Origin of the sequence: Serratia sp. CY47280 (genome assembly GCF_052168655.1) — a bacterium.
Taxonomy (GTDB): domain Bacteria; phylum Pseudomonadota; class Gammaproteobacteria; order Enterobacterales; family Enterobacteriaceae; genus Serratia; species Serratia bockelmannii.
The window spans coordinates 211416-235176 of sequence record NZ_JBJNMG010000003.1 but is presented as its reverse complement, the minus strand read 5'-3'; the positions used below and the strand labels follow the sequence as shown (position 1 = coordinate 235176).

21 protein-coding genes are annotated in these 23761 nt (G+C 61.7%); 15 read left to right on the top strand and 6 right to left on the bottom strand.

The annotated features are described in order from the left end of the window. Window position 1: 1 nt before the first annotated feature. From ACJ8J4_RS15385 to deoD, 8 genes are all read left to right on the top strand, one after another. Window positions 2-187: a CsbD family protein gene (locus ACJ8J4_RS15385; protein ID WP_025305210.1), complete on the top strand. Its 186-nt coding sequence runs from the start codon at window positions 2-4 to the stop codon at window positions 185-187. Window positions 188-197: 10 nt separating this feature from the next. After that, the gene (locus ACJ8J4_RS15380; protein ID WP_033651706.1) at window positions 198-1316 is read left to right on the top strand and encodes a patatin-like phospholipase family protein; all 1119 of its coding nucleotides are present in this window, start codon (window positions 198-200) and stop codon (window positions 1314-1316) included. Beyond that, entirely contained in the window at window positions 1313-2095 is a 783-nt protein-coding gene (locus ACJ8J4_RS15375; protein ID WP_072626698.1) for a TatD family hydrolase, read from the top strand. The genes ACJ8J4_RS15380 and ACJ8J4_RS15375 overlap by 4 nt, the downstream gene beginning before the upstream one ends. A gap of 184 nt (window positions 2096-2279) precedes the next feature. Continuing rightward, the gene (locus tag ACJ8J4_RS15370) at window positions 2280-3557 is read left to right on the top strand and encodes a NupC/NupG family nucleoside CNT transporter (RefSeq protein WP_004933076.1); all 1278 of its coding nucleotides are present in this window, start codon (window positions 2280-2282) and stop codon (window positions 3555-3557) included. A 370-nt stretch (window positions 3558-3927) separates the two neighbouring features. Continuing rightward, complete coding sequence (gene deoC / locus ACJ8J4_RS15365; RefSeq protein WP_197836234.1) at window positions 3928-4707, top strand: deoxyribose-phosphate aldolase; 780 nt, start codon at window positions 3928-3930, stop codon at window positions 4705-4707. Window positions 4708-4773: 66 nt separating this feature from the next. Further along, entirely contained in the window at window positions 4774-6096 is a 1323-nt protein-coding gene (gene deoA, locus ACJ8J4_RS15360; RefSeq protein ID WP_043136047.1) for a thymidine phosphorylase, read from the top strand. A gap of 70 nt (window positions 6097-6166) precedes the next feature. Next, entirely contained in the window at window positions 6167-7390 is a 1224-nt protein-coding gene (gene deoB / locus ACJ8J4_RS15355) for a phosphopentomutase (protein WP_043136044.1), read from the top strand. A gap of 166 nt (window positions 7391-7556) precedes the next feature. Further along, window positions 7557-8288 (top strand): purine-nucleoside phosphorylase, encoded by a 732-nt coding sequence (gene deoD, locus ACJ8J4_RS15350; protein WP_004933059.1) that lies wholly within the window; start codon window positions 7557-7559, stop codon window positions 8286-8288. A 169-nt stretch (window positions 8289-8457) separates the two neighbouring features. Here deoD and ACJ8J4_RS15345 read toward each other — a convergent pair whose 3' ends face one another. Further along, window positions 8458-9141, bottom strand: a complete 684-nt coding sequence (locus ACJ8J4_RS15345) for a YtjB family periplasmic protein (protein ID WP_025305217.1) — start codon at window positions 9139-9141, stop codon at window positions 8458-8460. Window positions 9142-9251: 110 nt separating this feature from the next. Here ACJ8J4_RS15345 and serB point away from each other — a divergent pair, with 110 nt between their 5' ends. From serB to ACJ8J4_RS15325, 4 genes are all read left to right on the top strand, one after another. After that, window positions 9252-10229: a phosphoserine phosphatase gene (gene serB, locus ACJ8J4_RS15340; protein WP_025305218.1), complete on the top strand. Its 978-nt coding sequence runs from the start codon at window positions 9252-9254 to the stop codon at window positions 10227-10229. Window positions 10230-10248: 19 nt separating this feature from the next. Continuing rightward, on the top strand, window positions 10249-11634 hold the full coding sequence (radA, locus tag ACJ8J4_RS15335) for a DNA repair protein RadA (protein ID WP_025159617.1): 1386 nt from the start codon (window positions 10249-10251) through the stop codon (window positions 11632-11634). Between the two features lie 58 nt (window positions 11635-11692). Further along, window positions 11693-12967, top strand: coding sequence for a multifunctional transcriptional regulator/nicotinamide-nucleotide adenylyltransferase/ribosylnicotinamide kinase NadR (gene nadR / locus ACJ8J4_RS15330; RefSeq protein WP_025305219.1), 1275 nt, complete (start codon window positions 11693-11695; stop codon window positions 12965-12967). A 134-nt stretch (window positions 12968-13101) separates the two neighbouring features. Then, window positions 13102-14535: a glycosyltransferase family 39 protein gene (locus ACJ8J4_RS15325; RefSeq protein WP_043136041.1), complete on the top strand. Its 1434-nt coding sequence runs from the start codon at window positions 13102-13104 to the stop codon at window positions 14533-14535. A gap of 31 nt (window positions 14536-14566) precedes the next feature. Here the strand turns inward: ACJ8J4_RS15325 and ACJ8J4_RS15320 are convergent, their stop codons facing one another. Continuing rightward, window positions 14567-15568 (bottom strand): zinc-binding alcohol dehydrogenase family protein, encoded by a 1002-nt coding sequence (locus ACJ8J4_RS15320; protein ID WP_043136037.1) that lies wholly within the window; start codon window positions 15566-15568, stop codon window positions 14567-14569. A 97-nt stretch (window positions 15569-15665) separates the two neighbouring features. Here ACJ8J4_RS15320 and ACJ8J4_RS15315 point away from each other — a divergent pair, with 97 nt between their 5' ends. Then, complete coding sequence (locus tag ACJ8J4_RS15315) at window positions 15666-16577, top strand: LysR family transcriptional regulator (RefSeq protein ID WP_025305222.1); 912 nt, start codon at window positions 15666-15668, stop codon at window positions 16575-16577. Window positions 16578-16608: 31 nt separating this feature from the next. Here the strand turns inward: ACJ8J4_RS15315 and ettA are convergent, their stop codons facing one another. The 4 genes from ettA to ACJ8J4_RS15295 form a co-directional block, all read right to left on the bottom strand. After that, window positions 16609-18276, bottom strand: a complete 1668-nt coding sequence (ettA, locus tag ACJ8J4_RS15310; protein ID WP_025159620.1) for an energy-dependent translational throttle protein EttA — start codon at window positions 18274-18276, stop codon at window positions 16609-16611. A 142-nt stretch (window positions 18277-18418) separates the two neighbouring features. Then, window positions 18419-18916, bottom strand: a complete 498-nt coding sequence (locus ACJ8J4_RS15305; protein ID WP_016929155.1) for an OmpA family protein — start codon at window positions 18914-18916, stop codon at window positions 18419-18421. Window positions 18917-18954: 38 nt separating this feature from the next. Beyond that, window positions 18955-20202 (bottom strand): diguanylate cyclase domain-containing protein, encoded by a 1248-nt coding sequence (locus tag ACJ8J4_RS15300; protein ID WP_025305223.1) that lies wholly within the window; start codon window positions 20200-20202, stop codon window positions 18955-18957. After that, a complete protein-coding gene (locus ACJ8J4_RS15295; protein ID WP_025305224.1) occupies window positions 20199-20810 on the bottom strand; it encodes a YfiR family protein in 612 nt (203 codons plus the stop codon). The genes ACJ8J4_RS15300 and ACJ8J4_RS15295 overlap by 4 nt, the downstream gene beginning before the upstream one ends. Before the next feature lie 633 nt (window positions 20811-21443). Between ACJ8J4_RS15295 and sltY the strand changes: the two genes are divergently transcribed. Both sltY and trpR read left to right on the top strand, forming a co-directional pair. Next, window positions 21444-23372: a murein transglycosylase gene (gene sltY, locus ACJ8J4_RS15290; protein WP_038630194.1), complete on the top strand. Its 1929-nt coding sequence runs from the start codon at window positions 21444-21446 to the stop codon at window positions 23370-23372. Between the two features lie 54 nt (window positions 23373-23426). Further along, window positions 23427-23756, top strand: a complete 330-nt coding sequence (gene trpR / locus ACJ8J4_RS15285; RefSeq protein WP_016929152.1) for a trp operon repressor — start codon at window positions 23427-23429, stop codon at window positions 23754-23756. The last annotated feature ends 5 nt before the right edge of the window (window positions 23757-23761 follow it).

Here is a 23761-nt window from a genome sequence, read left to right as displayed (position 1 = left end):
CATGAACAGCGACATCATCGTCGGGCGCTGGAAACAGCTGAAAGGCCAGGTATGGCAGGCGTGGGCCGAATGGTCCGGCAGCGATTGCGCCTGGCTGGCCGGCAGCAACGATTTCCTCGCCGGCGTACTGCAAGAGGATTACGGAAGAGAGCGAGACGCGGTATCCTCGGAGAAAACGTCTCACTGAGGATGCCAAGTTGGGATACAGAATACCCATCACGCTCGGCAATATAGAACCGCTGGCGTCTAAACCCTTTCGGCCAGGCAAAATGGCGCTGGTCTGCGAAGGCGGCGGCCAGCGCGGCATTTTCACCGCCGGCGTGCTGGACGAGTTTCAGCGCGCGGGCTTTAACCCTTTCGATCTGCTGATCGGCACATCGGCCGGCGCTCAGAATCTGTCTGCCTATATCTGCGGGCAGATGGGCTACGCGCGCCGGGTGATCACCCGTTACACCACTTCGGCACAGTTCTTCAATCCGCTGCGCTTCGTGCGCGGCGGGCATCTGATCGATCTCGATTGGCTGGTTGATACGGCGGCGGCGCAGATGCCGCTGGCGATGGACGTGGCGGAACAGCATTTTACCGACGGGCGCGAATTCCTGCTGTGCGCCTGCCGCAGCGACGATTTCGAGCCGACCTATCTGCCGGCGCAGCGCGAACGCTGGCTGCCGGCCATCAAGGCGTCCAGCGCCATTCCCGGCTTCTACCGTCAGGGCGTGGAGCTGGACGGCGTCAGCTATCAGGACGGCGGCATCAGCGATGCGATCCCGGTGGAAGAGGCCTATCGCCGTGGCGCCGACACCATCGTGGTGATCCGCACCGTGCCTTCGCAAATGTACTACACCCCGCAGTGGATGAAGCGCATGGAGCATTGGCTGAGCGACAGCAGCCTGCAGCAGATGGTGCGCATCCTGCAGCATCACGAGCAAAGCTATCACCGCATCCAGCGCTTTATCGAAAAGCCGCCGGGCAAGCTGCGCATCTTCGAGATCTTCCCGCCGAAGCCGCTGGCCAGCAATGCGCTGGGCAGCCGATTGGGGGCGCTCAATCAGGATTATCACCTGGGGCGCCGCTGCGGCCGCTACTTCCTGGCCACCGTCGGCCAGTGGATGGCGCAGCAGGAGCCCGACGGCATGAAGGTGCGAAAAGCGTTGTCGCGCCGCCTGATCCAGCCGGAGAACGTCAGAATGCCTTCGCCGATCGTGACCGACATCGCCATGCCCACCGAGCGGGCGGCGCAGCCGGAGGCCGCGGTGGCGGCGCCGAAAATCATCCTGCCGGGCGATCTGCCGCCGGGTGAAGGGGGCGCGCTGTGAGTTACGCCTTTACTGACACCCACTGCCATTTCGATTTCCCGCCCTTTACCGGGCATGAGGCCGAGAGCCTGGCGCGGGCGGCAAGCGCCGGCGTAAAGCGCATCATCGTCCCGACGGTCACCGCCGATCGCTTCGCGCGGGTGTTGCGGCTGGCGCAGGAGCATGCGCCGCTGTTCGCCGCACTGGGGCTGCACCCGCTGTATATCGCGCAGCATCATGAGCCGCAGTTGGAACAGTTGGCGGCGCTGCTGGCCGAACGGCCGCACAAGCTGGTGGCGGTGGGGGAGATCGGGCTCGATCTGTATATGGATAACCCACAGTTCGAGCGGCAGCAAAGCGTGCTGCTGGCCCAACTGAAGCTGGCGAAACAGCATGACCTGCCGGTGATCCTGCATTCGCGCCGCACCCACGACCAGCTGGCCGCCGCGCTGCGGCGCATGCAGCTGCCGCGCCGCGGCGTGGTGCACGGCTTTGCCGGCAGCCTGTCGCAGGCGCAGGCGTTTATCCGCCTCGGCTATTACATTGGCGTGGGCGGCACCATCACCTATGAGCGGGCGCAGAAAACGCGCGCCGTGATGGCGCAGCTGCCGCTTGAGGCGCTTCTGCTGGAGACCGATGCGCCGGACATGCCGCTGGCCGGCTATCAGGGGCAGCCGAACCGCCCCGAGCGCGCCGCCGAGGTGTTTCACGCGCTGTGCGAACTGCGGCCGGAACCGGCCGACGAGATAGCCGCCCACCTGCAACGCAATACCCAAGCGCTGTTCGCCATGCCGAATTGAGGTCTGTATAACGTGACTTGCGTCACGTTATAAGATTTTCATTTGCGTCTCGTTGTATACATTTGTGACATAAATCGGTGCGAGGGTGACCTCGCTCAGTATAATCCCCCCCGAAACACTCCAATAGCAGACCTCTCTTCATGAGCAGGGATGTATTTTATTTTTTGCAACAGGGAAACTTTGCATGCAACTCATCATGAGTCTGGTCGGGATGGCGGTGCTGATCGCCATTGCGGTGCTGCTCTCCAGCAACCGTCGGGCCATCAAACTGCGCACCGTGGTGTGGGCGTTCATCATTCAGGTCGGTATCGGCGCGCTGGTGCTGTACGTGCCGCTGGGCCGCAGCATCCTCGGCAGTATGTCTAACGGCGTGGCAAACGTTATCGCTTACGGCAATCAGGGCATTTCGTTCATCTTCGGCGGGCTGGTGTCCGACAAGATGTTCGAAGTGTTCGGCGGCGGCGGCTTCGTGTTCGCGCTGCGCGTCCTGCCGGTGATCGTGTTCTTCTCCTCGCTGATTGCGGTGCTGTACTACCTCGGCATCATGCAGTTGGTGATCCGCGTGCTGGGCGGCGGCCTGCACAAGCTGCTGGGCACCTCGCGCACCGAATCGCTGTCGGCGACCGCCAACATTTTCGTCGGCCAGACCGAAGCGCCGCTGGTGGTGCGCCCGTATATCGCCACCATGAGCCAGTCAGAACTGTTCGCCGTGATGTGCGGCGGCCTGGCTTCGGTGGCCGGTTCGGTGCTGGCGGGATACGCGCAGATGGGCGTGCCGCTGGAATACCTGATCGCCGCGTCCTTCATGGCCGCGCCGGGCGGGCTGCTGTTTGCCAAGCTGATGGTGCCGGAAACCGAGCAGACCCACGATAAAGACGATGCGATGAAGCTGATCGCCGAAGAGGATCGTCCTGCCAACGTGATCGACGCGGCGGCTTCCGGCGCGGCTTCCGGCATGCAGCTGGCGCTGAACGTCGGCGCGATGCTGCTGGCGTTTATCGCGCTGATCGCCTTGCTCAACGGCATTCTCGGCGGCATCGGCGGTTGGTTCGATTACCCGCAGCTGTCGCTCGAGCTGATCCTCGGCTGGGTGTTCTCACCGATCGCCTTCCTGATTGGCGTGCCGTGGAGTGAAGCGATGACCGCCGGTTCGTTTATCGGCCAGAAGATCATCGTCAACGAGTTTGTCGCCTATATGAACTTCGGCGCCTATCTGCGCCCGGACGATGTGGTGGCGGCGGAAGGCCTGCAGGTGCTGTCAACGCACACCAAGGCGATCATCTCCTTTGCGCTGTGCGGTTTCGCCAACCTCTCCTCGGTGGCGATCCTGCTGGGCGGTTTGGGCAGCATGGCACCCAACCGTCGCCATGACATCGCGCGTTTCGGTCTGAAGGCCGTGGCGGCGGGCACGCTGTCCAACCTGATGAGCGCCACCATCGCCGGCTTCTTCCTGGCGCTGTAAGCCCTCGCTGAGCCCGCGCCGGCGCGACCGATCGCGGGACTCCGCCTATACTCTAAGCAACGCGGGTGTTCGCCGCACCCGCGATCTTCAGCCGCTTCTTTAGCGAATTTGTGAACGATATCGCGTTATTTTGTGATGTTCTTCACATATAATTCCGGTCTGTTACAGTGCTATTTCATATAGTGTGACGATGAACGCGAATCGCCCTCGGCATTCGTGTTCAAATAGCTATTACTGGCCGGCCGCAAGGCGGGTGGCCATGTGCGGTGAGAAGGATCTCAGTTGCCGCCGCGGGAACGCCGTTCCCCTGCGCTATCTTCATGGAACCAAGTCCGCTCGCCAACACCCAGGTACTCAGTTGGAGAGTTTTATGACCGAATTAACCGCAGCAGCGCAACGTGCGCTGAACTTGATGGATTTAACCACGCTGAATGATGATGACACCGACGAGAAAGTGATCGCCCTCTGTCGTCAGGCCAACAGCCCGGCCGGCCACACGGCGGCCATCTGCATCTACCCGCGTTTTATCCCGGTGGCGCGTAAGGCGCTGCGCGAGCAAGGCACGCCGGACATCCGTATCGCCACCGTGACCAACTTCCCGCATGGCAACGACGATATCGACATCGCGCTGGCGGAAACCCGCGCGGCCATCGCCTATGGCGCGGATGAAGTGGACGTGGTGTTCCCTTACCGCGCGCTGATCGCCGGCAACGAACAGGTCGGCTTCGAGCTGGTGAAACAGTGCAAGCAGGCATGCCAGGCGGCCAACGTGCTGCTGAAAGTGATCGTCGAAACCGGTGAGCTGAAGCAGGCCGATCTGATCCGCAAGGCGTCCGAGATCGCCATCAAGGCCGGGGCTGACTTTATCAAGACCTCCACCGGCAAGGTGTCGGTCAACGCCACCCTGGAGAGCGCCGAGCTGATGATGTCGGTGATCCGCGATATGGGCGTGGCGAAGACCGTGGGCTTCAAGCCGGCCGGCGGCGTGCGCACCGCGGAAGACGCGCTGCATTATCTGCAACTTGCCGATCGTATTCTGGGCGAGGGGTGGGCCGACGCGCGGCATTTCCGCTTTGGCGCTTCCAGCCTGCTGGCCAGCTTGCTGACTGCGCTGGGCCACCAGACCCAGACCGCCGGCGGCGGTTACTGATCGATTTCGTTGGCGGGCGCCAGGCGCGCCCGTCTGCACCGACTCTCGGCGACACAGGGGGATGCCTTGTTCCTGGCTCAAGAAATTATTCGTAAGAAACGCGACGGCCAGCCGTTAAGCGAAGCGGAAATCCGCTTCTTCATCAACGGCATTCGCGACAACGTGGTGTCGGAAGGGCAGATCGCCGCGCTGGCGATGACCATTTATTTCCATGACATGAGCATGCCGGAGCGCGTGGCGCTCACCATGGCGATGCGCGATTCCGGCACCGTGCTGGACTGGAAGAGCCTGGCGCTGAACGGCCCTATCGTCGACAAGCATTCGACCGGCGGCGTGGGCGACGTGACCTCGCTGATGCTCGGCCCGATGGTGGCGGCCTGCGGCGGCTATGTGCCGATGATCTCCGGCCGCGGCCTGGGGCATACCGGCGGCACGCTGGACAAGCTGGAAGCCATTCCGGGCTTCAATATTTTCCCGGACGATAACGCCTTTCGCAAAATTATTCAGGACGTCGGCGTGGCGATCATCGGCCAGACCAGCTCGCTGGCGCCGGCGGACAAACGTTTCTACGCCACCCGCGATATCACCGCCACCGTGGATTCGATCCCGCTGATCACCGCCTCCATTCTGGCCAAGAAGCTGGCGGAAGGGCTGGATGCGCTGGTGATGGACGTGAAGGTGGGCTCGGGCGCCTTTATGCCGACCTATGCCCTGTCGCAAGATTTGGCGCAGGCGATCGTCGGCGTGGCCAACGGCGCGGGCTGCAAGACCACCGCGCTGCTGACCGACATGAACCAGGTGCTGGCTTCCAGCGCCGGCAACGCGGTGGAAGTGCGCGAAGCGGTGCGCTTCCTGACCGGCGAATACCGCAACCCGCGCCTGCTGGAAGTGACGCTGGCGCTGTGCGTGGAGATGCTGCTGTCCGGCGGCCTGGCGCAAGACGAGGCCGATGCGCGCGCCAAACTGCAGGCGGTGCTGGACAACGGCAAAGCGGCTGAGGTGTTTGGCCGCATGGTGGCGGCGCAGCAAGGGCCGATAGACTTCGTCGAACGTTATGATAGCTATCTGCCGGCGGCAACGCTGAGCAAGCCGGTGTATGCTGAAAAGCCGGGCATCATCAGCGCCATGGATACCCGTGCGCTGGGTATGGCGGTGGTGTCGCTGGGCGGCGGCCGTCGCCGGGCAAGCGACGCCATCGACTACAGCGTTGGCCTGACCGAGGTGGCGCGCCTGGGCGATAAGGTGGATACCCAGCAACCGCTGGCGATGATCCACGCCAACGATGAAGAGAGCTGGCAGCTGGCGGCCGATGCGGTGCGCAGCGCAATGACGCTGAGCGACAAGGCGCCGGAAGCGACGCCGGTGGTGTATAAGCGCATCACGGAATAACCCAAGAATCAGGAACGACCGCGGCTTTTTCGCGGCCGTCCAAAGCGTGAGAACACGCAGGAGAGCACAGATGAAACGTACATTTATTATGGTATTGGACTCCTTCGGTATCGGTGCCAGCGAAGACGCCGAACGTTTTGGCGATCGGGGTTCTGACACCCTGGGCCATATTGCCGAAGTTTGCGCGCGTGGTGAGGCCAACGTGGGCCGCCAGGGCCCTCTGACGCTGCCTAACCTGAGCCGTCTGGGCCTTGGCAAAGCGGCGGAAGAGTCCACCGGCAACTTCCCGCAGGGGCTGGATCGCAACGCCGATATCATCGGTGCTTACGCTTACGCCAGCGAACTCTCTTCCGGTAAAGACACGCCGTCGGGCCACTGGGAAATCGCCGGCGTGCCGGTGCTGTTCGACTGGGGTTACTTCAAGGACGAGCACAACAGCTTCCCGCAGGCGCTGCTGGACAAACTGGTCGAACGCGCCAAGCTGCCGGGCTACCTGGGCAACTGCCACTCATCCGGCACCGTGATCCTCGATCAACTGGGCGAAGAGCACATGAAAACCGGCAAGCCGATTTTCTACACCTCCGCTGACTCGGTGTTCCAGATCGCCTGCCATGAAGAAACCTTCGGCCTGGATCGTCTGTATGAGCTGTGCGAAATTGCGCGTGAAGAGCTGACCGAAGGCGGTTACAACATCGGTCGCGTGATCGCGCGTCCGTTCGTCGGCGATAAGCCGGGCCACTTCCAGCGCACCGGCAACCGTCACGATCTGGCGGTAGAGCCGCCGGCGCCGACCGTGCTGAAAAAGCTGGTGGACGAGAAGGGCGGCGAAGTGGTGTCGATCGGTAAAATCGCCGACATCTACGCCAACGTTGGCATCACCAAGAAGGTGAAGGCGACCGGCATCGATGCGCTGTTTGACGCGACCCTGATTGAAATGGAAAAGGCCGGCGATAACACCATTGTGTTCACCAACTTCGTGGACTTCGACTCCTCTTACGGCCACCGCCGCGACGTGGCGGGCTACGCCGCCGCGCTGGAGCTGTTCGACCGCCGCCTGCCGGAGCTGCTGAAGCTGGTGAAAGACGAAGACATCATCATCTTCACCGCCGACCACGGCTGCGACCCAACCTGGCCGGGCACCGACCACACCCGCGAGCACATCCCGGTGCTGGTTTACGGCCCGAAAGTGAAACCGGGCTCGCTGGGCCACCGCGAGACCTTCGCCGACATCGGCCAGACCGTCGCCAATTACTTTGGCCTGTCGCCGATGGATTACGGTAAGACCCTGTTCTAAGCCCTGTCTTTCAAGCCGTAGCGTTGTTAGCTTCACGCGTGAACCCCAGTCGCTTACTCAAGTAAGCTCCTGGGGATTCACCCGCTAGCTGCCTGGCTGCAACTCGACATTCAAGGCTTAGATGTTTGACGTTTTTATTAAATAAGATTTCTAAAGGAAGAAAATTATGGCTACGCCGCACATTAATGCTGAGATGGGTGATTTCGCTGACGTAGTACTGATGCCGGGCGACCCGCTGCGCGCAAAATACATCGCCGAAACCTTCCTGGAAGGCGCGGTGGAAGTGAACAACGTGCGCGGCATGTTGGGCTTCACCGGCACCTACAAAGGCCGCCGCATCTCCGTGATGGGCCACGGTATGGGCATCCCGTCCTGCTCCATCTATGCGCGCGAGCTGATCGCCGAATTCGGCGTGAAGAAGATCATTCGCGTCGGTTCCTGCGGCGCGGTGCGTGACGATATCAAACTGCGCGACGTGGTGATCGGCATGGGCGCGTGCACCGACTCCAAGGTGAACCGTCTGCGCTTCAAGGACAACGACTACGCGGCGATCGCCGACTTCGACATGGTGCGCAACGCGGTCGACGCGGCGGCGGCGCAGGGCATCCCGGCGCGCGTGGGCAACATCTTCTCCGCCGACCTGTTCTACACCCCGGATCCGGACATGTTCCAGGTGATGAAGAAGTACGGCATCCTGGGCGTGGAAATGGAAGCGGCCGGCATCTACGGCGTGGCGGCGGAGCTGTACGAAGAGTTCGGCTGTAAGGCACTGACCATTTGCACCGTGTCCGACCACATCCTGCGTCACGAAGCGACCACGGCGGCGGAACGCCAGACCACCTTTAACGAAATGATCGTTATCGCGCTGGAATCCGTGCTGCTGGGCGACAAAGCGTAATACCGCGGCGGGCGTCGTCATGGCGCCCGCCTGTCAATCTATTCATTCCGCACGGCCATTTTTGGCTAACGCTTTACCTTTCAATTGGTTGTGGATCCCGTTGTTACGGACAATCTATTCACCGAAAGGACAAGAAAACGGCACGAACGCATTCAACGCCTGGCCTGAGTTATTCCTTCTTCGGCGCTTCCTGCTTTGTCTCCGGCGCATCCTCTTCGTCGTCTTCCACCGTATTGCCTTCTGCCAACGGCGTGTTGGCGGTCAACAGGTACGGCGACTGCTGCCAGCGGCTGCGGCGGTGTTGCAGCAGGGTGCGCGCCAGAATGATGCCGATCGCCAGCGCCAGCAGGATCATCAGGCGCAGCAGGTTGGTGGTGTTGTCCACCTGCTTGGATTCGGTCGCCAGCACGTGGGTGTCGAGGGTGATGCGGATAAAGCCGATCGGGCCGTCTTTGCCCTGAATGGATTCGACCAACTGGTGGTTGAAATAGCTGCCGGCGCGCTTGCCGTCGAGCGACAGGCGATCGCGTATACTTATCTGTTCCCCGGCGTGGGAGACCAGCGTGCCATCCTGCTGATACACGCTGACGTCGAGAATGCGGCTGTGATCGGTGAGCTGCTTGAGGATGGCGTCGATGCGCGGGGTGTTGCCGTCGTCGTCCAGCAGCGGCGCCAGGCTGTAGGCGACCTGTTTGGTCAGCGTCTGCGCCAGCTCTTCCACCTGCTCGGATCGCGCCATTTGGTGACTCAGGCTAAAATAAGAGGCGCCCTGCATCAGCAGCACCAGCAAAGCCAGGCAAATCAGGATAATAGCGGTGCGGTGCAGGCGAAATTTCAGTTTAGCGCGAGCCATGCAGGTTCCTTGGGCATCGGGGACACTTTATGTTGCCAGAACCGCTGGCGATAGGATAGCTTGATGCGTCGTTTTATCATGCAGCGTTTTTGTCCATTCAGGAGTCAATGATGTCAAACAGTCTGACCTATTGCGATCTTCCGGCGGAGATCTCTCAATGGCCGGGTCTTCCCCTTTCGCTCAGCGGCGACGAAGTGATGCCGCTGGACTACCGGGCGGGTAATACCGGGTGGCTGTTATATGGCAGAAAGCTGGACAAGGCGCGCATTACCCAATTCCAACGCAAGCTGGGCGCGGCGATGGTGATCGTCACCGCCTGGGGCGTGGACGATTATCAGGTGGTGCGGCTGGCGGGAACCTTGACGCCGCGCGCCAAGCTGCTGGCGGCGGAGAGCGGGCTGGATGTGGCGCCGCTCGGCAAAATCCCGCACCTGCGCACGCCGGGGCTGCTGGTGATGGATATGGATTCGACGGCGATCGAGATCGAGTGCATCGATGAGATCGCCAAGCTGGCGGGCGTCGGCGAGCAGGTGGCGGAAGTCACCGAACGCGCGATGCGCGGCGAACTGGATTTTACCGCCAGCCTGCGCCAGCGCGTCGGCACGCTGAAAGGGGCTGACGCCAATATCCTCAAGCAGGTGCGCGACGAACTGCCGTTGATGCCGGGGCTGACCAGCCTGGTGGGTAAGCTGCAGGCGATGGGCTGGCATGTGGCGATCGCCTCCGGCGGTTTCACCTACTACGCCGAATACCTGCGCAACCGGCTGCGGCTGGTGGCGGCGGCGGCCAACGAGCTGGAGATCCGCGACGGCAAGCTGACCGGCGAAGTGCTGGGGCCAGTGGTGGACGCACAGTTCAAAGCCGATACGCTGCTGCGGCTGGCGGAAAAGCTGGAGATCCCGCTGACGCAGACCGTGGCCATCGGCGACGGCGCCAACGATTTGAAAATGATGCAGGCGGCGGGGTTGGGCATCGCCTACCACGCCAAGCCGAAAGTGTATGAAAAAGCGCAGGTGGCGATCCGGCATGCGGATCTGATGGGCGTGCTGTGTATTCTCACCGGCAGCCTGAAACACGAAGTGCGATAACGAAAGATTGAGGTAAGACGTGGCAAAAGCGGCAAAACGGGCATTTGTGTGCAATGAGTGCGGGGCGGACTATCCGCGTTGGCAGGGGCAGTGCAGCGCCTGCCATGCCTGGAACACCATCACGGAAGTGCGTTTGGCCGCGTCGCCCGCAGCGGCGCGCAACGATCGCCTCAGCGGCTATGCCGGCGACGCCGGCGTCAGCAAGGTGCAGAAGCTGTCGGAAATCAGCCTGGAGGCACTGCCTCGCTTCACCACCGGCTTTCTCGAGTTCGACCGCGTGCTGGGCGGCGGCGTGGTGCCCGGCAGCGCCATTCTGATCGGCGGCAACCCCGGCGCCGGCAAAAGTACCCTGTTGCTGCAGGTGTTGTGCAAACTGTCCGAACAGATGAAAACCCTGTACGTCACCGGCGAGGAATCGCTGCAGCAGGTGGCGATGCGTGCTCACCGTCTGGGGCTGCCGACCGGCGGCCTGAACATGCTGTCGGAAACCAGCATCGAGCAGATCTGCCTGATCGCTGAGCAGGAGCAGCCGAAGCTGATGGTGATCGACTCAATTCAGGTGATGCACATGGCGGACATTCAGTCTTCGCCGGGCAGCGTGGCGCAGGTGCGGGAAACCGCCGCCTATCTGACGCGCTTCGCCAAGACGCGCGGCGTGGCGATCGTGATGGTCGGGCACGTCACTAAAGATGGCTCGCTGGCCGGGCCAAAAGTGCTGGAACACTGCATTGACTGTTCGGTGCTGCTGGACGGCGACGCCGATTCCCGCTTCCGTACCCTGCGCAGCCACAAGAACCGCTTCGGCGCGGTCAACGAGCTGGGCGTGTTCGCCATGACCGAACAGGGGCTGCGCGAAGTCAGCAACCCTTCGGCGATCTTCCTTAGCCGCGGCGATGAAGTCACTTCCGGCAGCTCGGTGATGGTGGTGTGGGAAGGCACCCGGCCGCTGCTGGTGGAGATCCAGGCGCTGGTGGATCACTCGATGATGTCCAACCCGCGCCGCGTGGCGGTGGGCCTGGAGCAGAACCGGTTGGCGATCCTGCTGGCGGTGCTGCACCGGCACGGCGGGCTGCAGATGTCGGATCAGGACGTGTTCGTCAACGTGGTCGGCGGGGTGAAGGTCAGCGAGACCAGCGCCGATCTGGCGCTGCTGATGTCGCTGGTCTCGAGCCTGCGCGATCGGCCGCTGCCGAACGATCTGGTGGTGTTCGGCGAAGTGGGGCTGGCGGGGGAGATCCGCCCGGTGCCGAGCGGCCAGGAGCGCATCTCCGAAGCGGCCAAGCACGGCTTCAAGCGCGCCATCGTGCCGCACGGCAATATGCCGAAGAAGCCGCCGGCCAACATGCAGGTGTTCGGGGTCAAGAAGCTGGCGGACGCGCTGGACGTGCTGGAAGAGTTTTATTAATGTCGCTGACGGCGAGCAAGATATGCTATTTTGTTTAGCATATTAAACGGAGGTGGCCATGCCGCAATTTGATTACCTGAAGACGTCCATCAAGCAAAAGGGTTGTACTCTGCAGCAGGTGGCGGATGCCAGCGGCATGACCAAGGGCTATCTGAGCCAGCTGTTGAACGACAAAATCAAAAGCCCGAGCGCGCAAAAGCTCGAGGCGCTGCACCGTTTTCTCGGGCTGGAGTTCCCGCGCAAAGAGGTTAAAGTCGGCGTAGTGTTTGGTAAATTTTACCCGCTGCACACCGGCCACATCTATCTGATCCAGCGCGCCTGCAGCCAGGTGGACGAGTTGCACGTTATTTTGTGCCACGACGAACCGCGCGACCGCGAGCTGTTCGAGAACAGTTCGATGTCGCAACAGCCGACGGTCAGCGATCGCCTGCGCTGGCTGCTGCAGACCTTCAAGTACCAGAAAAACATCCATATCCACTCGTTCGACGAGCAGGGCATCGAACCGTACCCGCACGGCTGGAACGTGTGGAGCGACGGCATGAAGGCCTTTATGGAACAGAAGGGCATCGTGCCGAGCTTCATCTATTCCAGCGAAGCGCAGGATGCGCCGCGCTACCGCGAGCATCTGGGCATCGAAACCATTTTGGTCGATCCCGAGCGGTCGTTCATGAACATCAGCGGCAATCAGATCCGTCAGGATCCGTTCCGCTATTGGGATTACATCCCGACCGAGGTGAAGCCGTTCTTTGTGCGCACCGTGGCGATCCTCGGCGGTGAGTCGAGCGGCAAGTCGACGCTGGTCAACAAGCTGGCCAACATCTTCAACACCACCAGCGCCTGGGAATATGGCCGCGATTACGTGTTTTCGCACCTGGGCGGCGACGAGATGGCGCTGCAGTACTCCGACTACGACAAAATTGCCCTCGGGCAGGCGCAATACGTGGACTTCGCAGTCAAATATGCCAACAAGGTGGCGTTTATCGATACCGATTTCGTGACTACGCAGGCGTTTTGCAAAAAATACGAAGGGCGTGAACACCCCTTCGTGCAGGCGCTGATCGACGAATACCGTTTCGATCTGGTGATCCTGCTGGAAAACAACACGCCGTGGGTGGCGGACGGCCTGCGCAGCCTCGGCAGCAGCGCCGATCGCCTGGCGTTCCAGCGCCTGCTGGAGGAGATGCTGCGCGCCAACAACATCGAGTACGTGCACGTTGAGTCCAGCGATTACGAAGAGCGCTTCCTGCGCTGCGTCGAGCTGGTGCAACAGCTGCTGGCGGCGGACGCCGGCCGGCTGGCGAATGCACCCGCCCATCGCCACGCCGCAGGCTGAGGGAAATTAGCGTAATGTGCGATCGCGGCGGCAGAAACGGCCGCCCGGGCGCACATTTAACGGCTTGTTTAAACATGGTTCATTCGACAGCGACTAAGTTGAGATTTTCTTTACAATAACGCTCAGAAGAAGTCATGTCTTATCGCTTACTCGCTCTCTGGTTGGTCTGCTATGCCGCAGCCTGGACGCTGCTGACCGTTCATCTCGATCCTACCCTGCCTTACGACGCCGTTGAGGCGCTCAATTGGGGCCTCAACGGCGAGTGGGGCTCACCGAAAAATCCTTGGTTGGTCGGTGCGGCGATGCAGCCTGCGATCTGGCTCTCGTGGCTGCCGCTGAACGTTTACTGGTACGGCGGCCACTTCATCGCCATCGCCATCGGCATGTTGGGCGTCTGGCTATTGGCGCGCCGCCTGAGCGGCAGCACCTCGCTGGCCTGGATGGCGCTGCTGACGCTCAACCTGTCCGGCATCATCAATTTCGACATCATTCCCTACAACGACAACTACCTGTTGGTGATGCTGTGGCCGTGGATGGCGCTGTTCTTCCACCTGGCGATCTCGCGTTCGGCCAACTGGTGGCCGGCCTTCGCATTGGCCGCCGGGCTGGCGATGATGGCGAAGTACTCGACCTTCGCCTTCGTCTATTTCGCGGCGCTGTCGACGCTGTTCGTACCGCAGATCCGCCGCTGCTACCGCCAGCCGCAGTTCTATCTGGCGGTGGCGATCTGGTTGGCGCTGGTGCTGCCGAACGTGTTCTGGCTGTGGAACCACGACTTTGCCGCCTTTAAGTGGGTGGATTCGCAGATCAAGATGCAGCTCAATCTCGACATGCTGCAGTCGCTGCTGCTGGTGTTTTATCCGTCGCTGGTGCTGTGGGGGATCCTGCGGCGCAGCGGGGCGGTGCTGGCCTGGCCATCGGCCTTGCCGATGCGGGTGTTGCTGTGGGTCTACCTGTTGCCGCTCGGCATCATTACCTTCTGGTTCTCTTTCAACGTCGGCGGCCGGCTGACCGAATGGCTGCAGCCGTTCTTCATGCTGGCGCCCGCGCTGCTGGTCGGTTGCGTGCGTCAGCCGCCGGTGCGTTCGCTGCGCGCGGCGACCCTCGGGCTGATGTGCGCAGCGCTGGCGGTCTATCTGGGGTATGCCGCGGTGATGCTGGGCAACGTGCGCAACGCCGGCCAGAAGATGGTGGGTATCAAGGCGTTCAGCGCCGGGGTGGAGCGGCTGTGGCAGGAGCGGTATGGCGTCGACCTACGCTACGTCGGCGGCGAATACCTGTCGCAGTGGATGACGGTGTACGCCGGTTCCCGGCCGCAGACCATTACGCGCTGGTCCAATCATACGCGGCCGAATATCTACAACGTCAACATCAGCTATCCGCAGATTGCGCAGCACGGCGTCGCCCTGTTCGGGCGGTTGGGTGAAGACTGCGCGCATAGCGATTTCGGCGGGGAGCTGGCCCACTGGTCGAAACTGCGCCTCGACTGGCAGCAGACGCTGACCTTCCGCGCCGATCCGCAGGCCGATGAGCAAACGCTGTGCGTCGGTTTCGTTCGTCCGCAATAACGGCGGCGCAGAACGCCGCCGCGATGCGAACTTAGTAAGCGATAACCAGCTTGCCATGCATGTGGCCGCCGAGTAGCTGTTGATGTGCGGCGGTCAGCGTGTCTACCGACAGCCCGTGCAGGGTTTCGCTCAGCGTGGTGCTCAGCTTGCCCTCGTCCAGCAGCTGCGCCACTTGCTGCAGGATCTTGCCCTGTTGCGCGATGTCCGGGGTGGTGAACATGCTGCGGGTGAACATGAATTCCCAGTGCAGTGCGGCGCTTTTCAGCTTCAGCGCGTTTTGATCCAACGGCTGCGCGTTCTCGACGATGGTGCAGATATGGCCGAGCGGCGCGACCAGCTCGGCCATCGCCGGCCAGTGGCCGTCGGTGTCGTTCAGACACAGGATGTAATCCACCTGCTCGATGCCCTGCTGCGCCAGGTTGCCCTTCAGATCGCGGTAATCCACCACCAGATCGGCGCCGCGCTCACGGCACCAGGCGGCGGATTCCGGCCTTGAGGCGGTAGCGATTACTTTCACCTTGCTGCGCAATGCGGCCAGCGGAATGGCCAGCGAGCCGACACCGCCGGCGCCGCCGATGATCAGCAGCGTCTTGTGCTCCGGCGCGTCCTGAATGTTCAGGTGTTCGAACAGCGCTTCCCAGGCGGTGAGGGCGGTGAGCGGCATGGCGGCGGACTCGGCCCAGTTCAGGCTGCGCGGTTTGTGCGCGGCGATGCGTGAGTCGATTAGCTGGTGGCTGCTGTTGCTGCCGGGCCGGGTGATGTCGCCGGCGTACCACACTTCATCGCCGGGCTTGAAGCCGCTGACGCTGCTGCCCACGCCCACCACGATGCCGCTGGCGTCCCAGCCAAGGACGCGTGGCTGCTGCAGGCCGCTTTTCTGCAGACCGGCGTGCACTTTGGTGTCCACCGGATTGACCGACGCCGCTTTCACTTCCACCAGCAGATCGTACTGACCGGGTACCGGCTTCTCCGGTGAGATTTCGATGAAACCGGCGGGGTTCTGCGGGTCTACGGCAATGGCTTTTATCGACATGATTGTACTCCTTTCAAATGATGCCTCCAGTGTAGACCCGCAGCAGTGGGGTGATAAGATGGACAATATCTAACGGAGTGTTCGTTTAAGGTGAACAATGGAATTCAAACAGCTGCAGGACATGGCGCTGTTCGCGCTGGTGGCGGAGTGCGGCAGTTTTACCGCCGCCGCGCAGCGCGTCGGGCTGCCGAAGTCCAGCGTCAGCCAGCGTATCAGCCAGCTCGAACAAACGCTGGGGCTGCGATTGCTCAATCGCACCACGCGCCAGCTGAACCTGACCTTCGCCGGTGAGCGTTATCTGGAGCATTGTCAGGCGATGATGTCCGCCGCCGAACGCGCCGATCTGGCGCTGCAGCGGCTGCGCGATAACCCGAGCGGCCGCCTGCGCATCTCGACGCCTGCCGGGCTAGGGGCAACCCTGGTGGCGCGGCTGGCGGCGGATTTTCAGCGCCAGTACCCGGACGTTTCGCTGGAGGTGTCGGTGTCCGACGCCATGGTGGATCTGGTGCAGGAAGGTTACGACGCCGCACTGCGTACCGGCAAGCCGCAGGATTCTTCACTGATCGGCCGCCGCCTCGGGTACGCGCCGCGCTATCTGTTGGCTGCGCCATCCTATCTGGCGCAGCATCCGCCGATCGAACACCCACAGCAACTGCAGCAGCATCGTTGCATCGCCCATCGGGCTTGGACGGCCTGGAACCTGCGCTGCGGCGACGATTATTACCGCTGGCAGCTGCCGCTGGCGCACACCACCGACAACCTGCTGTATGCACGCGAATGTGCCATTGCCGGTGCCGGCATCACGCTGCTGCCGGCGTTTCTCAGCCGCGAGGTGGTGGCGCAGAAGCTGTTGGTGGAGGTGTTGCCGGCGTGGCGTGCGGAAGGGAACGAGCTGTATCTGGTCTACCCGAGCCGCAAGCTGAATTCCCCGGCGCTGGCCTGTTTCATCGATGTGGTGCTGCAGCATCCGGCGTTCGACGACTACGCGCGCGAGCTGGCGCGGGAGTAAAAAAAAGGCGCCGCATGCGGCGCCTTGCGTATTACTTGGCGATCTTCTTGTACTTGATGCGGTGCGGCTCGAGCGCGTCGGCGCCCAGCGTACGCTTCTTGTACTCTTCGTACTCGGTGAAGTTGCCTTCGAAGAATTCCACCTTGCCCTCGTCCTGGTAGTCCAGGATGTGGGTGGCGATACGGTCGAGGAACCAACGGTCGTGCGAGATCACCATGGCGCAGCCAGGGAATTCCAGCAGGGCGTTTTCCAGTGCGCGCAAGGTTTCGATATCCAGGTCGTTGGTCGGTTCATCGAGCAGCAGCACGTTGCCGCCAACCTGCAGCAGCTTGGCCAGGTGCAGACGGCCACGCTCACCGCCGGACAGCTCGCCCACGCGTTTGCCCTGATCGACGCCCTTGAAGTTGAAGCGGCCGACATAGGCACGGCTCGGCATCTCGGTGTTGCCGATGCGCATGATGTCCTGCCCGCCGGAGACTTCTTCCCACACGGTTTTCGAACCGTCCATGCTGTCGCGGAACTGATCGACGGACGCCAGCTTGACGGTATCGCCCAACACGATGCTGCCGGAATCAGGCTGCTCCTGACCGGACATCATGCGGAACAGCGTGGATTTACCCGCGCCGTTCGGGCCGATGATGCCGACGATTGCCCCTTTCGGCACCGAGAACGACAGGTCATCGATCAGCAGGCGGTCGCCGTAGGACTTGCGCAGGTTGCTGACTTCGACCACTTTATCGCCCAGGCGTGCGCCAGGTGGGATGAACAGTTCGTTGGTTTCGTTACGTTTCTGGTATTCGGTGTTGTTCAGCTCTTCGAAGCGGGCCAAACGGGCCTTGCCTTTGGACTGACGGCCTTTGGCACCCTGACGCACCCACTCCAGCTCTTTCTCGATCGACTTGCGACGAGCGGCTTCGGCGGACGCTTCCTGCGCCAGACGCGCGTCTTTCTGCTCCAGCCAGGACGAGTAGTTGCCTTCCCACGGAATGCCTTCGCCGCGGTCCAGTTCGAGGATCCAGCCGGCCACGTTATCCAGGAAGTAACGGTCGTGGGTGATCGCCACCACGGTGCCTTCGAAGTCGTGCAGGAAGCGTTCCAGCCAGGCCACGGACTCGGCGTCCAGGTGGTTGGTCGGTTCGTCCAGCAGCAGCATGTCCGGTTTTTCCAGCAGCAGGCGGCACAGCGCGACGCGGCGGCGTTCACCCCCGGACAGGTGGGCGATTTTGGCGTCCCAGTCCGGCAGGCGCAGCGCATCGGCGGCGCGTTCCAGTTGAGCGTTGAGGTTGTGACCGTCGTGCGCCTGAATGATCTCTTCCAGGCGGCCCTGTTCGGCGGCCAGCTTGTCGAAGTCTGCGCCTTCTTCCGCGTACAGTGCGTACACTTCGTCCAGGCGTTTCAGCGCGCCGACCACTTCCGCCAGCGCTTCTTCCACCGATTCACGCACGGTGTGTTCGAGGTTAAGCTGCGGCTCCTGCGGCAGATAACCGATCTTGATGCCCGGCTGCGGGCGCGCTTCCCCTTCGATATCGGTATCGATGCCGGCCATGATGCGCAGCAGGGTGGACTTACCGGCGCCGTTCAGGCCCAGTACGCCGATTTTTGCCCCAGGGAAGAAGCTCAGGGAGATGTTTTTCAAAATATGACGCTTCGGCGGTACTACCTTGCCGACGCGGTGCATGGTATAGACGTATTGAGCCACGTTGCTCTAAGCCTCTCTATATCAGTATTTATAGGATGTCTGGCGGCATGAGTGTAGCCCGTTTCGATCTCGGATCCCAGACATCGCTCAGCGATCGCTAAGTATAACCGTTTATGCGCCGATAAAGGCGCATATTGGTGGCTTATGGCGTGACGACGATCGCGACGCGGCGGTTTTCCGCGCGGCCGCTGGAGGTGCGGTTATCGGCAACGGGGTCGCGTTTGCCCATGCCGCGAGTTTCGATATTGGCGCGCGGAATGCCGACGCTGGCCAGCAGATCGGCCACCGCATCGGCGCGGCGCAGGGATAGCTGGTCGTTGTAGCTGTCTTCACCGTAGTTGTCGGTATGGCCGTCCAGGCGGAACTTGGTGATGCCGACGCTCAGCAGCGCACGGCCCATCTTCTGCACCGTCTCGGTGCTTTCCGGGTTCAGCTTGCCGATATTGTTGCCGAACAGCACTTTATCCGACAGGCCGAACTCCCAGCCGTTATCGGTCAGTTTGAAGCCCTGCGATTGCAGCAGTGCAACCTGCTCGGGCGTCAGGCCCTGCGGTTTGCTCTGGCAGCCGGCGAGCGCCAGCAGGGCGACGAACGCCATCGCCAGCAGTGAAAAACGACCTTTAAACAGTTGCTGTATCATAGTCAAAATCCCTAGTTCAAGTGTTATAGCCGGGGCTCTTATTTATGTATAGCCAGCCGCCAGCCTCCGTTATAACGATGCTTTGCCTGATACATCGCATCGTCAGCTTCGTGCAAAAGACCCTGAGGCGTCGACGCGTGATCAGGGTACAGCGCAATACCGATACTCAGAGAGGTAATGACCGTCTCGTCGTTCGGCAAAATGACCGGTTGCGTCATGCAGTCGATGATGTTGTCAGCGATCTGCAAGACATCTTCCGTGCCGTGTACCGGCGCCAGCAGCACGGCGAATTCATCCCCTCCCAGGCGTGCGACCAGATCGGTTTCGCGCAGCTGCGCGCGAATGCGTCCGGCAATGGTGGTCAGCACCGCGTCGCCTGCGGCGTGGCCGTAACTGTCGTTCACCTCCTTGAAACGATCGCCGTCGATAAACAGCACCGCCAATTTCGCCGGCGATTCGATATCGCCCAGCGCCCGGCTCAGCCGTCCTTCGAAGAAGGCGCGGTTCGGCAAACCGGTCAGGCTGTCGTGCGTCGCCCGGTGCGCCAGCGAGTCGTTCTCCTGCTTCAGATGAGCCTGCCAGGCCTCCAGCTCGTCGAGCAAGCCGTTGAAATCGTTGCTGAGTTCATGCAACTCGGCGATAGGCGCCGACGGCACCCGCAGGCCGAAGGTGCGATCGCGGCGCACCGCATGCGCCACATTGGCGATGTCGTCCAGCGAACTGACGATGCCGACCAGCATACGGCGCGACAACACCAGGGCGCACAGGGTGCTGAGCACCAGGCAGGCGATCATACCGACCATGCCGCGCAACAGGAAACGCAGCAAGCTGCCGCCGTTACCGCTCAGCCAGACCTGACCGACCTGCTTGCCCTCGTGGGTGATAGGCAGAATGACCGGCTCGGGCAGCGCCCAGTGCGCGACGATCTGCTCAAGGCCATGCAGCGGCCCATCGGTGGGATGGCGCCAGTTGGCTAGCATCTTGCCGTTGTTGTCGAGGATCCGCACGTCCGATACCTCTTCGTTGGAGGCGATCAGCATCAGCGCCTCGCGCGCGGCAGTGCGATCTTCAAACACTACGGCGGCTTCGACGGTATAGCTGATGGAGCGCGCGATCAGGTGCAGGTTGTGATTGGCATAGGCGCGCAGCGCAAACAGCGCCACCAGCGTCAAAAAGATGCCGGCGGTGCCGACGGCGATCAGCGCCAGCCCAAGATGCACCCGCTGCAGCACTCGGCCCAGCGTCGGGCGCGCATTGCCGGAGCGGTTTCTACGCAACAGCCTCATAGCGGCGGCGCCTGTTTGCGTGCCAGCTGCAGCACGTTGGGGTGAACGCGCACGCCGCTGCGCGCCAGAGCGTCCAGGTTGACCTTGAAACTGGCCTGGTCCCCATCGATCTGCAGGCAAAAAGCGCTGCCGGCGGAGCATTCGCTATCGTTTTCGCTGATGCTGAGAATGGAGTTGCCGGAAATGCGCTGCATGAAATTTTGTCTCTGCGCGGCGGTGATGTTCCCTAAGTAGATGACATCGCAGCCGGTACTCAGCGTTGGGCTGTCGAACGGCACGCGCTCGGCTTTAATCGGGCGCGGCGCGCTCAGCAGGATCGGATCGAACAGCCCTTCGGCATACTGGGTGGGCGCGGTCACGCACAAGCGGATCGGATTGGGTTCACGCGACCAGCGGGCGTAGCTGATGATGCCTACCACCACGGTCGTCACGGCGTGCGTGCGCTTTTGATAGGGATCATCGGCGGCGTGCGCAGGCCCGGACAACGTCAGCAGCGCTAACAAAACGATCAGCAGCAGGCGACCGATATTCAGGCGTGCGCCAAGGAAGCCCGGCTCGGGGCTTTTTGCGCAACGCATTGCTATCGCGGTCTTATTCGCCATCTTCACCCGCCATTCCGGCCTGATCCACCGCCCGCAGGCCGTGGCCTGACAAGGAAAAATCCGGCCCGCTTGAAGGGACTATCGTTTTGCTGAAAGCTGTCAGTCGCACTGCCTAATGAACACTATCTAACCCATAATTGGCGCGGATTGTATTATAAGATGTCTTCGTTGGGCGCTTTATGTGCTGTTTTCTCGGAATTATCCTACTTATTTTTGATAGTATAAAAATGCCTACCCGGGTTTGCCACCGCTTTTCTGCAAAGTTGGCGCGTTTGGCCAGCTGTCAGGCGATTTGCGCAACGGCGGGCTCATATCTCAAATGAAATAATGTGATAGCTAATAATTAAAAAGCATTTTACTTCTTTCATAAACACCGGGCCGGTTAATAAAAATCCGGTGACTGGAAATATCCCTGCGACCTGATTTGTCAGTCAAAGTAAACGTTTTTTACCTGGCTCCCGTCATGGCGATACACTTCTTCTTCTACAGTATTGAATGGATAAGCGATTGCGCTGTCTATGGTAGATATCTGCGTCCGGGCCGTGCGCCCGGCTTTATTTTGTCCCGCGGCGCCGTGCGCGGCGGTCACCGGGGGGGCTGGGCGGCTCCCTCGGTACAACCAGTGAGGAAAGAGCGAGGATGGTCAAGGTGGACAAGCGACGGCTGTTGGCAATGGGGCTGTGCCTGACGGCGTTTTCAGGCGCGGCGCTGGCGGATTCTCTGGATGCGCAACGTCAGCGCTACCAGCAGATCAAACAGGCGTGGGACGGCAATCAGATGGACGTGGTGGCGCAGCTGATGCCGACGCTGCGTGATTATCCGCTTTATCCTTACCTGGAATACCGCGAGCTGACACAGGATCTTAGCCAGGCGGGGTTCTCCGAGGTGAACGACTTTATCAAGCGCAACCCGACGCTGCCGCCGGCGAAATCGCTGGCGCCGCGCTTCGTCAATGAGCTGGCGCGGCGCGAAGACTGGCGCACCCTGCTGGCCTTCAGCCCACAGCCGCCCAAACCGGTGGCGGCGCGCTGCAACTATTACTACGCCAAATGGGCTACCGGCGACCAGCAGGCGGCCTGGAGCGGCGCCGATGAACTGTGGTTGAACGGCAAAACGTTGCCGAGCGCCTGCGATCGGCTGTTCAGCGTCTGGCGCGGCGCAGGCAAGCAAACGCCGCTGGATATTCTGGCGCGTATGAAGCTGGCGCTGAAAGAGGGCAACAGCTCGCTGGTCAGCAACCTTTACAGCCAACTGCCGGCCGACTATCAAACCATGGGCAACGCCCTGGTGCGCTTGCAAAACGATCCGACCACCGTGGAAGCCTTCGCCCGCAGCGTAGGGCCGACCGACTTTACCCGTGCCGCCACCGGCATCGCCTTTGAACGCCTGGCGCGGCAGGATGTGGAAAACGCGCGGGCGATGATCCCGACGCTCGCGCGGCTGCAGAAAATGAGCGACGACGAGCGGCTGGGGCTGGAAGAGTCGGTGGCCTGGCGCCTGATGGGCAGCGACGCTACCTATGAACAGGCGCAGTGGCGCGATCAGGTGATTCTGCGCAGCCGTTCGCCTTCGCTGCTGGAGCGCCGGGTGCGCATGGCGCTGGGTAACGGCGATCGGCAGGGCGTCGCGACCTGGCTGGCCCGTCTGCCGGAAGCGTCGCGCAACAAGGATGAGTGGCGCTACTGGCGCGCCAGTCAGCTGATGGACGAAGGCAAACGCGCCGAAGGCGAGGAGATGTTGCGCAACCTGATGACCGAACGCGGTTTCTATCCGATGGTGGCGGCGCAGAAGCTGAACGCCACTTATCCGGTGATGGTGGCGGTGGCGGCCAAGCCGCGCACGTCGCTGGTCGACGGGCCGGAGGTCGCCCGGGTACGCGAGCTGATGTACTGGAATATGGACAACCTGGCCCGCAGCGAATGGGGCTCCTACGTCGCCAGCCGCAGCCGGCCGGAACAAGAGGCACTGGCGCGCTACGCCTTTGAGCAAAAATGGGCCGATCTGAGCGTGCAGGCGACCATCGTCGGCAAGCTGTGGGATCATCTGGAGGAACGCTTCCCGGTCGCTTGGCCACAGGAGTTCCGCCGCGCCACCGATGACAAGGGGATCACCAGCAGCTATGCGATGGCGATCGCGCGCCAGGAGAGCGCCTGGAATCCGAAGGCGCAGTCGCCGGTCGGTGCCGCCGGCCTGATGCAGGTGATGCCGCGCACCGCGCAGCATACGGTGCAGATGTTCAATATTCCCGGCTATGTCGGCCCGAGCCAACTGTTCGATCCGCAGACCAATATCACCATCGGCACCAGCTATCTGGAGTCGGTCTATCAGCAGTTCGGCCGCAACCGCATTCTGTCGAGCGCCGCCTATAATGCCGGCCCGTCGCGGGTGAATACCTGGCTGGGCAACAGCGCGGGGCGGATCGATCCGGTGGCGTTCATCGAAAGCATTCCGTTCTCTGAAACCCGCGGCTACGTCAAGAACGTGCTGGCTTATGATGCGTTTTACCGTTATCTGACGCACCGGCCGGCCAAGGTGCTGACCGACGCCGAGTGGCAGAGACGTTATTGATTTTGACGGCCCTATGGTATGCTGCTGTACTAGTTAAATAGTATGGTGGCTGCCATGACGCAATTATCGTTAAACGACCCCGCTCTTTCAGAACAAGGCAATGAGGATTGGCTGCGCTTCGTCGCGCTGCTGCAGAATTCGTTTGCGCAAGAACTTCATCAACCGCTGTTGCAGCTGATGTTGACGCCGGACGAGCGCACCGCGCTGGGCACCCGGGTGCGGATCATTCAGGAATTGATGCGCGGCGAGATGAGCCAGCGCGAGCTGAAAAATGAACTGGGCGCGGGGATCGCCACCATCACCCGCGGTTCTAACAGCCTGAAAGCGGCTTCACCCGCGCTGAAACAGTGGCTTGAGCAGCAGTTGCTGCACGACGCGCCCTAGCAGAC

Coding starts and splice junctions, on each gene's coding strand:
- ACJ8J4_RS15345 (WP_025305217.1), bottom strand. CDS start 9,141: ATGGCTCGCGCTAAACTGAAATTTCGCCTGCACCGCACCGCTATTATC.
- ACJ8J4_RS15370 (WP_004933076.1), top strand. CDS start 2,280: ATGCAACTCATCATGAGTCTGGTCGGGATGGCGGTGCTGATCGCCATT.
- deoB (WP_043136044.1), top strand. CDS start 6,167: ATGAAACGTACATTTATTATGGTATTGGACTCCTTCGGTATCGGTGCC.
- trpR (WP_016929152.1), top strand. CDS start 23,427: ATGACGCAATTATCGTTAAACGACCCCGCTCTTTCAGAACAAGGCAAT.
- ACJ8J4_RS15315 (WP_025305222.1), top strand. CDS start 15,666: ATGGAATTCAAACAGCTGCAGGACATGGCGCTGTTCGCGCTGGTGGCG.
- ACJ8J4_RS15320 (WP_043136037.1), bottom strand. CDS start 15,568: ATGTCGATAAAAGCCATTGCCGTAGACCCGCAGAACCCCGCCGGTTTC.
- deoD (WP_004933059.1), top strand. CDS start 7,557: ATGGCTACGCCGCACATTAATGCTGAGATGGGTGATTTCGCTGACGTA.
- serB (WP_025305218.1), top strand. CDS start 9,252: ATGTCAAACAGTCTGACCTATTGCGATCTTCCGGCGGAGATCTCTCAA.
- ACJ8J4_RS15385 (WP_025305210.1), top strand. CDS start 2: ATGAACAGCGACATCATCGTCGGGCGCTGGAAACAGCTGAAAGGCCAG.
- ACJ8J4_RS15300 (WP_025305223.1), bottom strand. CDS start 20,202: ATGAGGCTGTTGCGTAGAAACCGCTCCGGCAATGCGCGCCCGACGCTG.
- sltY (WP_038630194.1), top strand. CDS start 21,444: ATGGTCAAGGTGGACAAGCGACGGCTGTTGGCAATGGGGCTGTGCCTG.
- ACJ8J4_RS15325 (WP_043136041.1), top strand. CDS start 13,102: ATGTCTTATCGCTTACTCGCTCTCTGGTTGGTCTGCTATGCCGCAGCC.
- deoC (WP_197836234.1), top strand. CDS start 3,928: ATGACCGAATTAACCGCAGCAGCGCAACGTGCGCTGAACTTGATGGAT.
- nadR (WP_025305219.1), top strand. CDS start 11,693: ATGCCGCAATTTGATTACCTGAAGACGTCCATCAAGCAAAAGGGTTGT.
- ACJ8J4_RS15305 (WP_016929155.1), bottom strand. CDS start 18,916: ATGATACAGCAACTGTTTAAAGGTCGTTTTTCACTGCTGGCGATGGCG.